The sequence below is a fragment of the Streptomyces sp. NPDC058653 genome, assembly GCF_042716895.1.
Lineage (GTDB): Bacteria > Actinomycetota > Actinomycetes > Streptomycetales > Streptomycetaceae > Streptomyces.
In genome coordinates this window covers 135645-149799 of the sequence record NZ_JBHXRM010000017.1, presented here as the reverse complement: position 1 = coordinate 149799, position 14155 = coordinate 135645, and the positions used below count along the sequence as shown (strand labels likewise).

General features: G+C 72.9%; 12 protein-coding genes. 8 read left to right on the top strand and 4 right to left on the bottom strand.

The window, feature by feature from the left end; genetic code table 11:
- Positions 1 to 189 precede the first annotated feature (189 nt).
- The 7 genes from ACFWU9_RS17130 (at position 190) to ACFWU9_RS17100 (ending at position 4543) form a co-directional block, all read left to right on the top strand.
- Positions 190 to 516, top strand: a complete 327-nt coding sequence (locus ACFWU9_RS17130; RefSeq protein WP_384319043.1) for a DMT family transporter — start codon at positions 190 to 192, stop codon at positions 514 to 516.
- The gene (locus tag ACFWU9_RS17125; protein WP_384319041.1) at positions 516 to 1109 is read left to right on the top strand and encodes a TetR/AcrR family transcriptional regulator; all 594 of its coding nucleotides are present in this window, start codon (positions 516 to 518) and stop codon (positions 1107 to 1109) included. Before ACFWU9_RS17130 ends, ACFWU9_RS17125 begins: the two co-directional genes overlap by 1 nt.
- A gap of 4 nt (positions 1110 to 1113) precedes the next feature.
- Complete coding sequence (locus ACFWU9_RS17120; protein ID WP_384319039.1) at positions 1114 to 1359, top strand: hypothetical protein; 246 nt, start codon at positions 1114 to 1116, stop codon at positions 1357 to 1359.
- A gap of 101 nt (positions 1360 to 1460) precedes the next feature.
- Complete coding sequence (gene dapD, locus ACFWU9_RS17115) at positions 1461 to 2450, top strand: 2,3,4,5-tetrahydropyridine-2,6-dicarboxylate N-succinyltransferase (protein WP_384319037.1); 990 nt, start codon at positions 1461 to 1463, stop codon at positions 2448 to 2450.
- A 70-nt stretch (positions 2451 to 2520) separates the two neighbouring features.
- Complete coding sequence (locus ACFWU9_RS17110) at positions 2521 to 3207, top strand: DUF4232 domain-containing protein (protein WP_384319035.1); 687 nt, start codon at positions 2521 to 2523, stop codon at positions 3205 to 3207.
- 13 nt (positions 3208 to 3220) lie between these two features.
- Positions 3221 to 3742 carry an SMI1/KNR4 family protein gene (locus ACFWU9_RS17105; RefSeq protein WP_384319033.1) on the top strand — a complete coding sequence of 174 codons (522 nt, stop codon included), beginning with the start codon at positions 3221 to 3223 and terminating at the stop codon, positions 3740 to 3742.
- Positions 3743 to 3814: 72 nt separating this feature from the next.
- Positions 3815 to 4543: an antibiotic biosynthesis monooxygenase gene (locus ACFWU9_RS17100; protein WP_384319031.1), complete on the top strand. Its 729-nt coding sequence runs from the start codon at positions 3815 to 3817 to the stop codon at positions 4541 to 4543.
- 131 nt (positions 4544 to 4674) lie between these two features.
- Here the strand turns inward: ACFWU9_RS17100 and ACFWU9_RS17095 are convergent, their stop codons facing one another.
- The gene (locus ACFWU9_RS17095; RefSeq protein WP_384319029.1) at positions 4675 to 6501 is read right to left on the bottom strand and encodes an endonuclease/exonuclease/phosphatase family protein; all 1827 of its coding nucleotides are present in this window, start codon (positions 6499 to 6501) and stop codon (positions 4675 to 4677) included.
- A 210-nt stretch (positions 6502 to 6711) separates the two neighbouring features.
- On the opposite strand from ACFWU9_RS17095, the gene ACFWU9_RS17090 reads away from it, so the two are divergent.
- On the top strand, positions 6712 to 8250 hold the full coding sequence (locus tag ACFWU9_RS17090; RefSeq protein WP_384319027.1) for a hypothetical protein: 1539 nt from the start codon (positions 6712 to 6714) through the stop codon (positions 8248 to 8250).
- An 81-nt stretch (positions 8251 to 8331) separates the two neighbouring features.
- On the opposite strand, the gene ACFWU9_RS17085 is transcribed toward ACFWU9_RS17090, so the two are convergent.
- The 3 genes from ACFWU9_RS17085 to ACFWU9_RS17075 are packed head-to-tail and all read right to left on the bottom strand — an operon-like array spanning position 8332 to position 13975.
- Positions 8332 to 9099: an SDR family NAD(P)-dependent oxidoreductase gene (locus ACFWU9_RS17085; protein WP_384319025.1), complete on the bottom strand. Its 768-nt coding sequence runs from the start codon at positions 9097 to 9099 to the stop codon at positions 8332 to 8334.
- Between the two features lie 47 nt (positions 9100 to 9146).
- On the bottom strand, positions 9147 to 11474 hold the full coding sequence (locus ACFWU9_RS17080; RefSeq protein ID WP_384319023.1) for a protein kinase: 2328 nt from the start codon (positions 11472 to 11474) through the stop codon (positions 9147 to 9149).
- The gene (locus ACFWU9_RS17075; protein ID WP_384319021.1) at positions 11471 to 13975 is read right to left on the bottom strand and encodes a protein kinase; all 2505 of its coding nucleotides are present in this window, start codon (positions 13973 to 13975) and stop codon (positions 11471 to 11473) included. Before ACFWU9_RS17075 ends, ACFWU9_RS17080 begins: the two co-directional genes overlap by 4 nt.
- Positions 13976 to 14155: the final 180 nt, after the last annotated feature.

The window sequence follows — 14155 nt, the reverse complement described above, 5'->3', positions numbered from 1 at the left end:
CCCTGGCCCCGGCCCCTGGCCCGCCGCGTTCCTGTGGGGGCGGGCCCCCGTACGGGGGCCGCGCTCCGTAACGAGGGTCAGCCCAGCCGGGGTCGGTCCCTGCGGGGGCGGCGTGGTCGGTGGTGGGACTGGCAGGAATTCGTTCGTCTTGTGTACGACAGTACGCATCTCATACGTACACTCGTACACATGGGACTGGGATACGGATTTCTCGCCGGCGCGATAGTGGCGGAGGTGGCCGGTACGACGGCCATGAAGTACAGCGAGGGGTTCAGCCGGCTCTGGCCCTCGCTGGGGGCCGTGGTCGGTTACGTGGTGGCCTTCGGGCTGCTCGCACAGACGCTGAAGACCCTCTCCGTCGGCACCGCGTACGCGATCTGGGCGGGCGTCGGGACCGCCGCCGTGGCCTCCATCGGGATGCTCTTCCTGAGCGAGGCGGCCACCCCGGCCAAGCTCGCCGGTATCGCGTTCGTCATCGCCGGTGTCGTTCTCCTCAACCTCGGCGGGGCCCACTGATGGCCCGGCGTTACGACCCCGAGCGGCGCCAGCGCATCATCGACGCGGCGATCCGGGTGGCCGGGCGTTCCGGGATCGCCGGGCTGAGCCACCGCACCGTCGCCGCCGAGGCCGATGTACCGCTTGGCTCCACGACGTACCACTTCGCCTCGCTGGACGAACTGCTGGTGGCCGCGCTCCGGCAGGCCAACGAGGGCTTCGCCACCGTCGTCCGGGAGAGCGGCGCGCTCGCCCGCCCGGAGTGCGACATCGCGGACGAGCTGGCCCGGATCACCGGACGGTGGCTGGCCGCGGACCGCACCGGCGTCGAGCTGGAGTACGAGCTCTACCTCGCCGCCCTGCGCCGCCCCGCGCTGCGGCCGGTGGCCGCGGAATGGTGCGACGGGATCACCGAGGTCCTGGCCGACCGGGTGGACCCCGTCACGGCCTGCGCGCTGGTCGCGCTGCTCGACGGGATCTGCCTCCAGGTGCTGCTCACGGGGCATGAGTACGACGCCGGATACACGCGCGAGATGCTCGGCCGGATTCTGGCCGGTGCGGGCGGCGAGGCGGCGGCGTCCCAGGAGGAGCGTGGCGCGCTCCCGGTAGATTGACGGGATGAGCACCCCGCCCGCCATGTCCGCGCCGGAGCCCGGCCCGGACCCCGCGGCCGCCATAGGCCCCGAGATCACCTACGCCGAGTGCCGTCAGTGCGGCACACTCATCGCCGGCCTCGACGGCCGCTACAGCTGCGGTGTCTGCGGCTGGGTGAACCACCACTCCGAGGGCCACCGACTGCTCCCGCGCCCGGAGGACGACACGACCCGCGCGGCGGGCGCCACGGACGCCAACCGCCTTCTCTGACAACGCCGTCCGGCGGGCCCGTGCCCGTACGTCCCCGGGGCCCGTGCCCGTACGCCGGGACCGGTTGGCCTCGGCGTACGGACGCCCGTTAGGTTTCGCTCATGACCGACACGACTGCTACTCGTACCACCGGCGCCGTCGCCGCCGGGCTCGCCACTCTTACCGAGGACGGCACCGTCCTCGACACCTGGTACCCCGCCCCCGCCCTGAGCGACGAGCCGGGGCCCGCCGGTACCGAGCGGCTCGACGCCGACCGGGCCGCCGAACTGCTCGGTGACGCCGCCCGCAAGGCCGTCGGGCCCGACGCGCGGCGCGGGGTCGAGGTCGTCGCCGTCCGTACGGTCATCGCCTCGCTCGACGAGAAGCCGCTCGACGCCCACGACGTGTATCTGCGGCTGCACCTGCTCAGCCACCGCCTCGTGAAGCCGCACGGCCAGAGCCTCGACGGCATCTTCGGGCTGCTCGCCAACGTGGCCTGGACCTCGCTCGGCCCCGTCGCCGTCGACGCGCTGGAGACGGTGCGTCTGAACGCCCGCGCGGAGGGACTGCACCTCCAGGTCACCTCGGTCGACAAGTTCCCGCGTATGACCGACTACGTCGCCCCCAAGGGCGTGCGCATCGGCGACGCCGACCGCGTACGTCTCGGCGCGCACCTCGCCGAGGGCACCACCGTGATGCACGAGGGCTTCGTCAACTTCAACGCGGGCACCCTCGGCGTCTCCATGGTCGAGGGCCGGATCTCGGCCGGCGTCGTCGTCGGCGACGGCTCGGACATCGGCGGCGGGGCCTCCACCATGGGCACCCTCTCCGGCGGTGGCTCGGAGCGCATCGTGCTCGGCCGGCGCTGTTTGATCGGCGCGGAGGCCGGTGTCGGCATCGCGCTCGGCGACGAGTGCGTGGTCGAGGCGGGTCTCTACATCACCGCCGGTACGCGCGTGACGCTGCCCGACGGGGAGATCGTCAAGGCCCGTGAGCTGTCCGGCGCGTCCAACATCCTCTTCCGCCGCAACTCGATCACCGGCAGGGTCGAGGCCCGCCCGAACAACGCGGTGTGGGGCGGTCTGAACGACGTCCTCCACAGCCACAACTGACGGCGCGTCGGCGCGTACGCCACTCGCGTGCGCGCCCGCGTGCGCGCACACCACGGGGGACGGGGATCCGATGACGAGGCGACACCGCCCGGCCGCGCTGCTGGCCGGGACGTTCGTCCTGCTGCTGACGGCTGCGGGCTGTTCGGACGTCATGAACGAGATCGAGGCCGAGAAGGGCCCTGGCGCCGCACCATCCGCACCGGCGCGGCGCCCGGCCTCGACGGTGACTCCGCCGCCCTCCGTCGAGCCGTTCCCGCCGCTCTCCGGTGACACGGCCGGGGCCGGGTCCCCGACGCCTTCCGGCAAGGTGAACGCGCCCGGCTGCCCGGCGTCGGGCCTCGACGTCGTGATCGGCGGCGAGGACGCCGCCATGGGCCACCGCGTGATCACGCTCAAGCTCTGGAACTGCGGCGACAAGCCCTACCGCGTCAAGGGCTACCCGGGCGTCGAACTCCTCGACGGGAGTCGGGGGCCCGTCGACGTCAAGGTCACCCATGAGAGTGATTACACCTACACCGGCAGACGCGACGAGCCTCCCCGGCAGCTGACCCTCGCGCCCAACGACACCGCGAGCGCGGTCCTGCACTGGAACAACCGCGTCACCTCCCTGGACGGCGCGCCAGCCCCTGGCGCCCATATCGTGGTCAGACCCGCCCCCGGCGAGGAGACGATCTCTCTTCCGCTGCATATCGATCTCGGTTCGGACGGCACCCTGAATGTGACCTCCTGGGCGGTCGATCCTGTCGGTGGTCGGTGATCCAATGGGACGTATGGACACCGAACGTGCCGATCCCTCCGACCTCGACGCCCTGCGCGTCGCCTTCCCGCCCGAGCTCCGCAGACCCCCGCTGGGCTGGGACGCCGTGCACGACTTCGAGCGCGAGCAGGGCATCGTGCTCCCGGAGCCGTACCGCACCCTCGTCGCCGAGATATGCGACGGCAGCGGTGAGGGTCCCGCCGATGTCGACGGGCTGATACCGCTGAAGTCCCTCCCCGCGGACTGGGGTTCGGGCGGCGCGCAGCGCGCCCCCGCGAAGGCTTTCCCGCTCACCGAGGCATGGGTGTGGGAGGACGACCCCCGGCCGTACGAGGAGATAGAGCCGCTGATCGACGAAGTCAGCAACGACGGCAGCATCGTGCTCGGCACGGACGGCTGCGGGCTGTACTGGCATCTCGTCGTCACCGGCGCGCAGCGCGGCCGAATATGGGCCGTCAGCGACGTGGGCGCCGCGCCGTTCGGCAAGGAGCCCGGCTTCGCCGAGTGGGTGGCGCACTGGGCGGAATCCTTCTGATCCCAACAACGGTTCGAATGCGCGCAGCGTGACCGTCGCCGCACCACGGGCATGCGGCGACGAGGAGGACACATGTCCGTGCGGATCACCACCCTTCCCGAGATCACCCGCCCCGACGTGGGGATCGTCAAGGTGGGCACCTGGCTGGTCGACAAGCCCGACCGGCAGCGGGCGACGGTGGAGGCGATCGGCGAGGCGGGGCGGAGCCAGGACTGGCCGGACCCCCGTCTCCTTTCCTGGAGCGTCATGGTCGGCGAGGACGGCCGGAGCCTGCTGTATTACTCGCAGTGGCGCGACGAGGAGGGGTACCAGGACTTCATCCGTACGGGTCGCGACGCGTACGAGGCGGAGATCGACGCGGCGGTGCCGGAGATCGAGCGGGTCGGGCCCGGTTCGTACGAGCTGTACCGCAGTCAGGCTGCGGTCGACGGCGACACACGGGTGCCCGGCTGCGTGGTCATCGCGGACATCGAGTTCGAGGGGCCGGACCGCGGGCGTCAGCGGGACTGGACGGACACCGTCGTCGCGGCCCTCGTCAACGACGAACATCTGGATCCGGCGGCCATCGCCGCGCACTTCCATCTGAGTACGGACGGCACGCGGGTGCTCAACTACGCCGAGTGGGAGAACGCGGAGGGCCATCTCGCCGCGCTCAACGCGCCCGGCGACGGCATCGGTTCGGACACGGAGCTGTGGGCGAGGGTGCAGACGTTCCCGGGCCGGGTGAGCAGCACGGTCAACAGGTACACGCCGGCGATCAGCCTCAGCGCCGACCAGGACGACTGGCTCAAGGACTTCTGAGACAGGGCCCGGCCGGCACACGCGTCGGCCGGGACATCGCCCGGCCGGTACACGTCCCGACGCGGAAGCGGTGGCCCGGCCGTATGTGGGGTACGGCCGGGCCACCGCCGTTCAGGGAGTCGCCGGCCCGGTCACGGGCGGAAGCGCAGCACCTGAGGGTCGTGGTCGCTGTTCTGGTCGGCGAACTCGGCGTTGATGTGGACGCTGTCGTACTCGAAGTCGTCGATCGAGGGGCTGGTCAGGATCTGGTCGAGAACCTGGCTGTTGCCCTGGTAGACGTACGAGTAACGCTCCGGCGCCGGCAGGGACTTGACCGCCGGGTACAGCGCGCCTCCGGCGGAGAGCGCCTTCGTCGTGGCGGAGAACTCGAAGTCGTTGATGTCGCCGACCACGAGCACGTCGGCTCCACGCTGGATCTTCTGGAGGTCCTTGACGAAGGCGTTGACGGCCTTGGCCTGAAGGTGCCGCTGCGGTTCGGAGATCCGGTTCGGCGGCTGGTGGTGCGAGACGAGGCTCTCGTCGCCGCCCTTGGAGCCGAAGTGGTTGGCGATCACGATGACGGGCTTGCCACGGAAGGTGAACTCACCGGCCAGCGGCTTGCGGCTGTTCTCCCAGGCGGCGTTGGCGGGGTCGATCCGGCCGGGGGAGAGGCTGAGGGCGGCCTTGCCGTCCCTGCGTACGGCCTCGGTGGCCGTCGTCGCGTCGCCGCCCGCGCGGTCGGTGAAGGAGACCCGCTCGGGGTTGAAGAGGAAGACCTGGCGGATGTTGCCGCCGGGCTCGCCGCCGTCGGTTTTGTCCTCGGGGTCGACGGTCCTCGCCTCGTATGCGGGGCCCCCGGCCGCCACGATCGCCGCCGTGAACTTGGCGATCGTCCCGTCGGCGGAGACGGTGCCGTCGTCCGTGGCGCCGTTGTCGTCCTGGATCTCCTCCAGCGCCAGGATGTCCGGCGACGAGAGGTTGCCGACGACCGCGGCGGCGAGCGCGTCGAACTTCTCCTGCGGGTCGGACGGGTCGAGGTTCTCGACGTTGTACGTCGCGACCGCCAGCTCGTCGCGGCGCTGCGGGCGGGTCGTCTCGGGCTTGGCCCCGTTGCCCGTGACCTTGCCGAGCGTGCGGGCGGTCAGCGTGTAGCCGCCGAACTGATTGAAGTCCAGGGGGCCTTCGGTGTCGCCGGACAGCACGTCGCCGACGTCGGCCTTCGGGAACGGCTGCTCGGCGATCGGGGCCAGCTGCTGGATCTGGAGCCGGCCGGTGTTCTGGTCCTCGTACGAGCTGTAGAGCGTGCCGCCGCGGCGGGTCTCGTTCTCGCTCGGCTTGACCGTCACCCACAGCTCCGAGTACGGGTCGGTGGCGCCGACCACGCGCGAGGTGCCGACGCGGACGTTCATGCCCTCCAGCGACTCGTAGTAGTCCAGCGCGTAGCTACGGGGCTTGAGCGGAAGGCCGTTGATGCTGTTGCCCGTCGCGGCGGTGCCCTGCGGGGTGTACGCGGCGGGGACGGTCTTGGCCGAGATGGCCACCGGCGCGGGCAGCTTGTTGCCGGAGGAGACGACCGTGATCTTCGGCGACGAGATCTGGGTGAGGGACTGGTTCCCGGAGGCGGCGCCGCCGGGGATGTACTCCGTGACCGTGCCGGACACCTTGATCGAGTCGCCGACGGCGACCGTCGGGACCGCGTTGGTGAAGACGAAGATGCCCTCGCTGGTCGCGCGGTCCTTGTCGGGGTTCGGGTCCTGGAACCAGAAGCCCCGGGAGCCGTAGGTCCGTACACCGGTGACGATGCCTGGCACGTCCGCCACGGGCGTACCCACGAGCGGCGATATCCGGCCAGGGCCCTGGATGCCGTGGATCCTGACCTCGGCGGCCGAGGCGGAGGAGGATCCGGCGAGCAGACCGGCGGCCAGAGCGGCGGCGACGAGGGCCGAAACGGCGGCCGTTCTCGGTACGGATGAAGGCATTACGGGACTCCGGAAGTGAGGAAGGAAGGAGTGTGGGAGGCGGAGTGGGAAACATAGTTCTACGCGCGTCAATCTCTTGTGTGGGCCCATAAGTTGTCAAGGGTGTCCGGGTGTACGCGCGTTGTCGGCCAAGTGAACCGGGTGGGATGGGGTGAAATACGTCTACGCTTGGGCGCCCTGGACCCCGTAAGGCGCAAGGAGAATCACCAGATGTCCGGAGACCGCCCCACCCTGCCGCCGGTGCGGCTGCCCTCGGACGCGGAGCTGGCGCGGGACGCGCTCGCGGTGCCGCTGCTCGCCAGGGCGGTCCGCCTCGCCCGCTGGGCCGGGCCGGAGACACGCGTCGGGGCGGGCGGTGAACTCGTCGAGGAGCAACTGCCCGCGGCGGCCCGGGTGCTGGGGCTCGTCGGGACCGGGAGTCCCGAGCCGACGGAGAGCGACGAGGCGCTCGCGGCCCAGGCCTGGGCGGAGGCCGAGGCGGACGCGAGCGAGGCGTGGCGGGTGGCGGTCGACACCGGGCTGGTGGAGGTCGAGGATCCGGACCGGGACAAGGACGCGGTGGACGGCGGGGGCGCGGACTCCGGGACCGACGGCACGGTGAGCGCGGGAGCCGCGCTCGAACTGATCGCGTCCGGCGGCCCGCAGGACATCCTCTCCCTCTGGCTGGACGCCCTGGACGTCGTCTTCGCCGACGCGACGGCGCCTGTCCTGGAGGACCTGGCAGGCGCCATCGGCGACGACGGCGAGATCGACCTCGACGCGCTGGACTGGGATCCGGAGGTGGAGGCGGAGTTCCTGGAGGGTGTGCTCGGCAACCTCTATCTGCTCACGGTCGGCGAGGGCGGCACCGACCCCGTCCCCGTACCGCTGCCGGTCCTCGCCGCGTCGATGATCGTGCCCGACGACATGGGCGAGCCCACCGACGACGTCCTTGAGCAGGTGTCGGAGGCGATGATGCGGCTGGACGACCAGTTCGCGCTGCTTGAGCCGATCGGGCTCGTCACCTACGTACCCGTGGACGAGGCCCTGATGGTCGAGGACGCCGAGGGCGGCTCCGACGCGATGGCGTCCGGGGACGACGAGGATGTGTCCCGGTACGGCGTGGTCACGCTGACCCCGCTCGGTCTGCACGGGATCAGGTCCCGGATGCGGGAGGCGGGCGTCGAGGCGCCGGCCGTCGGCGACCTGGCCGACAAGGGCGCCGACGCGCTGCTCGACGGTGTCGCGCACTTCCCCGAGCCGGCCGCGCGCGCCGAGACCGAACAGTGGCTGGCCCGCCGTGAACCCGCAGGGGCGGCGCGCGAACTCCTCCTCGCCGCCAAGGGATCCGACCCCGGCGCGCCGCTGCGCCGGCTGCACTGCCAGCAGGCCCTCGCGCTTCTCGGCCCGGAGGCCGAGCCGACGGTGCGCGAGGTCCTGGACGACGCGGAGCTGGGCGGGCTCGCCCGCGTCTGGCTCGCCGAACTGGGGGCCGCGGACGTACCGCCGCCGCCCGAGTCGATGATCTTCTGGCTGGCGATCGACACGATCGCCGCGCAGCTTGACGCGGAGGGCGAGCCGGTCGAGCTCCAGGAACTGGTGGAGGGCCTCGTCGGCCAGCACAGCGGCTTCTTCGACGCGGCTTGGCGGGTGGACCACCCGGCGACGGCGGACGTGCTGGAGGCGATGGGCCGACTGCACCGGGACCGCAAGGCGGCGAAGGAGGCCCGCAAGGCGGCCTTCAAGGCGCGGTCGCGCAGCGGGGGTTGAGGGGCCGTCCTCCGGGCACCGCTCCCCGGCGGCTCCCTACGGGCCGCGTGGGACCGGGCCGGGGTGCGACCCGCGTCCCGCTCAAGTCCGGAGGTACGAGGCGCCGTTGAGGTCCAGGACCGTGCCCGACGACCACTCCGCCTCCGGGGAGGACAGCCACAGCACGGCCGCCGCGATCTCGTCCGCGGTCGCCACCCGGCCGAACGGGCTCTGTGCGCGGATCGCCTCGCCCTCCGCCCCCGTCAGCCGGTCGGCCACCCGCTCCGTGTCGAAGAAGCCCGGGGCGACGGAGGCGACGGCGATGCCGTACGGGGCGAGTGACACGGCGAGTGACTGGCCCAGCGCGTGCACCGCCGCCTTCGTGGCGCCGTACGCCGGGTGGTCCGGCTCGCCCCGGAACGCGCCGCGCGAACCGATGTTGACGATACGGCCGCCCGTGCCCCCGTCGATCATGGACCGGGCGGCGCGGTGGCTGAGCAGTGCCGTACCGAGCAGGTTCACCGACATGACGCGCCCCCAACTCGCCGCCCAGTCCTCGTACGAGGTGGTGGGGAGCGGATGGCGCTCGTTCACCGCCGCGTTGTTCACGAGCACGTCGATGCCGCCCAGCGCCTCGCGCGCCCCGTCGGCGATCCGTGCCGCGCCCTCGGGGTCCGACACGTCGCCCCCCAGCAGCGCGTGGCCCGTACCGGCGAGGGAGTCCAGGGTGCGGCGCGCGTCGTCCTCCCGGGTGCCGTAATGGACGGCGACCCGGTCGCCGTTGGCGGCGAAGGCGCGGGAGACGGCGCGGCCGAGTCCGCGTGAGGCACCGGTGACCAGGACGCGGCGGCCGGTCTGCGGGAAGTTCATGAAGGGGTCCTTCGGACGGAGGCGGGGCAGGGGCGAGGGTGGGGGTGTCAGGCATCGACGCCGTTGTACGCCCGTACCGCCGACGTGCCGATCCGGCCGTACCAGCCCGACGCGTCGGCCACGAGCCCGTCGATGATGTCAGGCAACGCCCACTCGCGCCGTGGGGCGCCGTCCGCGAGGCCCAGCGCGGTGCAGGTGTCCCCCGACGCCGCGTAGACCGTGCCGCCCGTGACGATCGGCGGCACCTTCGCGATCCCCGGCAGCCGCCGCGTCCAACGGGGCTCGCCGGACGCGAGATCGACGGCCTCCAGGGTGTCCGCCTTCGACCAGTGCAGCACCAGACCGCCCGCCGAGACCGGTCCGCGCTGTCCGCCGGTCCGCTGCGGCCAGCTCGTCTCGACGCCGAGGGTGGGGCGCGACCAGCGCGGCTTCGCGTTGGCCGGATCGAAGCCGTGCAGCTTCCCCGCCGTCGCCAGCAGACCGGTGCCGCCCGCCGCGCCGACGGCCGTGGCGCCCGGGGTCACGGCGTACGTGTCGGGCGCGACGGCGACCCGCTCCCCGTCACGGGCGCGGACGAGGTGCAGCCCGCCCTCCGTGGTGAGCACGGCGAAGTTCCCCGCGTCCGGCAGCGCGGTCGCGGCGAGCGACTGGCCGGAGTCGTCCTTCAACCCCTCGTACGTCCACAGGGTTCTGGCCGTCCCGGCGTCGACGCCGAGGATTCGCCACCCGAGAGTGGCCGCCAGCAGGATCGTGCCGCCCAGCACCGCGGGTGGCTGCATGCCGCCGAGCTCCCGTGCCCAACGGACCGCCCCGGTACGCAGATCGACGGCCTCCAGTTCCCTCGCGTCGTCCTGGTCCGGGTACGACGAGATCGCCGCGCCGTCGGCGACCGTGACCCAGGTCGGTGCCAGCCTGCCAACCGGGTCGTCCTCGGCGCGCTCCTCTCCCGTGCGGACGTCGACGACAGGAAGCCCGACGTCGGGCGCCACGAGAGCCCCGTCCCGCACACCCCAGACACTCGGTTCGCCCCCCGAGGTCGCCAGCTCCCAGCGGCGGGCACCGTCGGAGGCCGAACAGGCGCGGACATAGCCCTCGGTACCGCTGAGTGATCCGTGGAGCAGCACCGTGCCCGCCGAGAGCAGCAGGGCGTTGATGCCGTCCGGCTCGGCGGTGAGACTCCACCGGAGCGCGCCCGGCGTCGCCGAGCCCTTCTTGAGGGCGAGTCGAGCGCCCGAGCCCGTGGTGGGGGCGACGGAGGAAGGGGTTCCCCAGCCGCGTACGACGGAGAAGCCGAGCAGCCCGGTCAGGGTGCCGCCGCCGGCCAGCAGCACTCCCCGGCGCGTCAGTTCGCGGCGCCGCCTCAGGCGCCGCGCCCGCTCGAAGGCGAGCGCGCGGGCGGGATCGGGAGGGGGCGCCGCACGACGCGTGGCCGTCGCCGCGGTCACCTCCTTCGTCGGAGGGACGCCCTCCTGCTCGCGAGGCGGGCGCTCGTCCTCGAGAGGCGGGGTCTCGTCGCCGTCACCCCGGACCAGACTCCGCAGCGGCTCCTCGCGCCACCACAGCGGCGCCCCGTGGTCGGCCGTCCGCTCCAGCACCTCGCCGACCGAAGGCCGTCGCATCGGCGCCTTGTCCAGACAGTCGGCGACCAGATCGCGTATCCCGGCAGGCACGTCGTCCAGGTCGGGCTCCTCGTGCACGGCCCGGTAGAGCAGGATCGCCACCGTCCCGTCCCCGAAGGGATTACGCCCGGTGGCGGCGAAGGCGAGGACGGCGCCCAGCGCGAACACGTCGGCCGCCACCGTCACCGGCGCGTCTCCCGTGATCTGTTCGGGCGCGATGAACCCGGGTGTTCCGATGATGTCCCCGGCCTCGGTCATCCCGTGGTCGCCGAGCGCACGCGCGATCCCGAAGTCGATGACACGCGGGCCCTCGGCCGTGACGAGGACGTTGGACGGCTTCAGGTCACGGTGGACAAGTCCCGCTCCGTGGATGCTCGTCAGCGCCTCGGCGAGCGCCGCGCCCAGGGACCGTACGACCGTCACGTCCAGCGGCCCGGCCGCCGCGACCGCGCGCCGCAGTGTGACGCCCGGCAGATAGGCGGTGGCCAGCCACGGCACCGGGGACGTGGGATCGGCGTCGAGCACCGCCGCCGTGTGCGCACCCGTCACCGCGCGGGCGGCGGCGGCCTCGCGCCGGAACCTCTCACGGAAGTGCGGTTCGGCCGCGAGATGCGCGTGGACGGTCTTCACCGCGACCAGCCGGCCTCCCGTCGTACGGCCCAGATAGACCCGGCCCATGCCACCGGCGCCGAGCCGGCCGAGCAGCCGTACGGAGCCGAGGGTGGCGGGGTCGCCGGGCAGCAGGGGATCGGTCATGTCAGCTCCGGAGCCGCGAAGGTGGACAGGGTGCCGGAGGCCGACACGACATGGACGAGACCGGTCTCGTCGGCACCGGTCTCCGCGCCGTCCGCACCCTCGCTGCTCTTCTCGTCCTTCTCGTCCGTCTCGCCCTCCGGGCCCGACCGCGCGATCACCGTGCGCACTTCGCCCGTCTCGGCCGCCCACACCAGCGCGCCGGTCGCCGCGTTCCGTGCGTGCACCCCCCACCCGGGGGTGTCGCCGATCGCCTCCCCGCCCTCCGGCGACGTTCCCGTTCCGTAGACGAGCCCGTCCGCCACCGCGAGCGAACCGTCCTCCAGCAGGCCGACCTCCGTCAGGCTCCAGCGCGTACGGCCGGTGTCCGCGTCCAGTGCCTTCAAGGAGCGGTGATCGGCCGTGTGTACGAGCCCGGCGGCGGCCGTGTCCGTGATGGCGGCGTCCCTGTTCTCCTCGGCCTGTTCGAGGGACCAGCGCGTGCGCCGGGTCGCGAGGTCGACGGCCTTCAGCCGTCCGGCCCGCGCGTAGTAGCGGATGCCACGGACGCCGAGGTACGACTCCGGATAGCGCGCGCCCGCGGATATCTCACGGTCGAGTGTGCCATCACGGGCGCGCAGCACCGTCAGGGCGGCGTCCGTCTCCTTCTCCTCCGCGCTGTAAGGACTCGCGGCCGCCACACCGATCCGGCCGTCCCGCTGATCGAGACCAGCCACCCCCGCCGGCGCGCCCTCGTGGAACCAGAGGGGGGCTCCGGTGCGCGGGTCGTAACCGTACGCGCGCCAGGGACGCTTCCGCGCTACGCGTTCGGCCCACAGCGTCGCGTACGAGCTGTAGGTGACGACACAGAGGATGTCCGCCGAGACCGAGAGCCGGGAGTGCTCACCGTCGACCGAGGCGACGAGGCCCGGGTCGGACGGGTCGGACTCGCGCGGCCCCGGAGGGCGGTGGGGGTTGCGCACGGCGGGGTTGGCGGACCACTTCGCGACGCCGGTCGCCGCGTCCAGGGCGACGATCACGGCCAGGGACATGGAGGAGGAGCGCGCCAGATGGACGACTCCGTCACCGGGTACGACGTGGGCGATGTCCTCGGCCGGGTAGCTCCAGCCGACCGCCCCGGTCCGTGCGTCGAGGCGGGTCAGCGCGGACTCGGACACCAGATACAGGGCGTCGCCGTGCCGTATCGGCAGGGCATCGCCGATGTCGCGGGTCCACAGGGCGCGGCCGAGTGTGTACGGGCCGGGGGAGGCGGAGGGGCCGGAGTCCGCCCCGTCCTTGTCGTCGTCGCCGGTGAGTTCGGTGAACCAGGCGACGGCGCCGATCGCCGAGCCGGCGGCGAGGGCCGCGCCGCCCCAGCGCAGGAAGGTTCTTCGCGACGCTCCCGGGCTCCCGCCCACGACCGGGGCGGCGCCCGCGCGTCCGGGTGCGAGGGTCGTCCCGGAGGCCGGGCCCCGGGGGGTCGTGCCGCGCGTTCGGGGTCCGGCCGCCGGTGTGTCGGTCGGCGTGTCCTCCGCCGCCGTGGTGCCGACGTCCGCCCCGGCCCCGACGTCCGCCGCGGTGCCGACGCCCGCCCGGTTACCGGCCTCCGCCCCCGCCACCGACTCCCACTCCCGCGCTCTCGCGACCAGCGCGGCCACTTCCTCCTCGCGGCGTCGGATCAGGCCCGACACCGCCTCCCGCTCCCACCACGGATCGCCCTCGGTCCGCGCCGCGCACGCGTCGAGCAGCTCGGCGACGGTGGGCCGCTCGCCCGGCTCCCGGCTCAGACAGCTCCCGAGCAACTCCCGCCACCCCGCCGCGCCGTCCCCGCCCGCCGTCTCCGCCACCCCGTCGAGATCCGGAGGGCTGTTCATCGTCCGGTACAGCACCTGGTGCACCGGACCGGTGCCGAACGGCGGACGGCCGGTCGCCGCGTACGCGAGGAGCGCGCCCAGGGCGAACACGTCGACGGCCGGGCCGGGTTCACCCGTCCCCGTGAGCAGTTCGGGCGCGATGAAACCGGGGGAGCCGACGACCTCACCGCTGCCCGTCAGGCTCTCGTCGGCGGCGGTCCGAGCGATCCCGAAGTCGATGACCATCGGGCCGTCGCGTGTCACGACGATGTTCGACGGCTTGAGGTCGCGGTGGACGAGGCCCACGGCGTGCACGGCCGCGACCGCTTCGGCCAGCGCCGCCCCGAGCGCGGCGAGATCGCCGGACGCCAGCGGACCGAGGACCGAGACCGCCCCGGTGAGGGTCGGGCCCGTGCAGAACTCGGTGGCCAGCCAGGGGCGTACGGCCTCCGGATCGGCGGCGAGCACGGCGGCCGTGAAGGGCCCCGCCACCGAGCGGGCGGCGGCCGTCTCGCGCCGGAACCGCTCCCGGAACCGCGCGTCCGCCGCCAGGTGTTCACGCACCGTCTTGACGGCCACCAGCCGCCCGGACGCGGCCCTGGCGAGATGGACCCGGCCCATGCCGCCCTCACCGAGCAGGGCGACCAGGCGGTATCCCCCGATTTCGTCCACTCTGGCTCCCCCTCCGGACGTGCCGCCCCGTACACGGCCGATCACTGCGACGCCTTAAGAGCATCCCAAGGTTGCGGGGTTCCCCGCGATACGGCTCTTTTCCTGTCCGGGACACGCCTCCCGGGATCTCCCGACCGGGTCCGCGGGGGCGGTAAACCCGTGGCGGCCCCTCGGCCGCTC

What these genes read in the sequence shown, in the direction of transcription:
- ACFWU9_RS17120 (WP_384319039.1), top strand. Translation starts at nt 1,114, where the DNA reads ATGAGCACCCCGCCCGCCATGTCCGCGCCGGAGCCCGGCCCGGACCCC.
- ACFWU9_RS17095 (WP_384319029.1), bottom strand. Translation starts at nt 6,501, where the DNA reads ATGCCTTCATCCGTACCGAGAACGGCCGCCGTTTCGGCCCTCGTCGCC.
- ACFWU9_RS17105 (WP_384319033.1), top strand. Translation starts at nt 3,221, where the DNA reads ATGGACACCGAACGTGCCGATCCCTCCGACCTCGACGCCCTGCGCGTC.
- ACFWU9_RS17100 (WP_384319031.1), top strand. Translation starts at nt 3,815, where the DNA reads ATGTCCGTGCGGATCACCACCCTTCCCGAGATCACCCGCCCCGACGTG.
- ACFWU9_RS17080 (WP_384319023.1), bottom strand. Translation starts at nt 11,474, where the DNA reads ATGACCGATCCCCTGCTGCCCGGCGACCCCGCCACCCTCGGCTCCGTA.
- ACFWU9_RS17110 (WP_384319035.1), top strand. Translation starts at nt 2,521, where the DNA reads ATGACGAGGCGACACCGCCCGGCCGCGCTGCTGGCCGGGACGTTCGTC.
- ACFWU9_RS17130 (WP_384319043.1), top strand. Translation starts at nt 190, where the DNA reads ATGGGACTGGGATACGGATTTCTCGCCGGCGCGATAGTGGCGGAGGTG.
- ACFWU9_RS17085 (WP_384319025.1), bottom strand. Translation starts at nt 9,099, where the DNA reads ATGAACTTCCCGCAGACCGGCCGCCGCGTCCTGGTCACCGGTGCCTCA.
- ACFWU9_RS17125 (WP_384319041.1), top strand. Translation starts at nt 516, where the DNA reads ATGGCCCGGCGTTACGACCCCGAGCGGCGCCAGCGCATCATCGACGCG.
- ACFWU9_RS17090 (WP_384319027.1), top strand. Translation starts at nt 6,712, where the DNA reads ATGTCCGGAGACCGCCCCACCCTGCCGCCGGTGCGGCTGCCCTCGGAC.
- dapD (WP_384319037.1), top strand. Translation starts at nt 1,461, where the DNA reads ATGACCGACACGACTGCTACTCGTACCACCGGCGCCGTCGCCGCCGGG.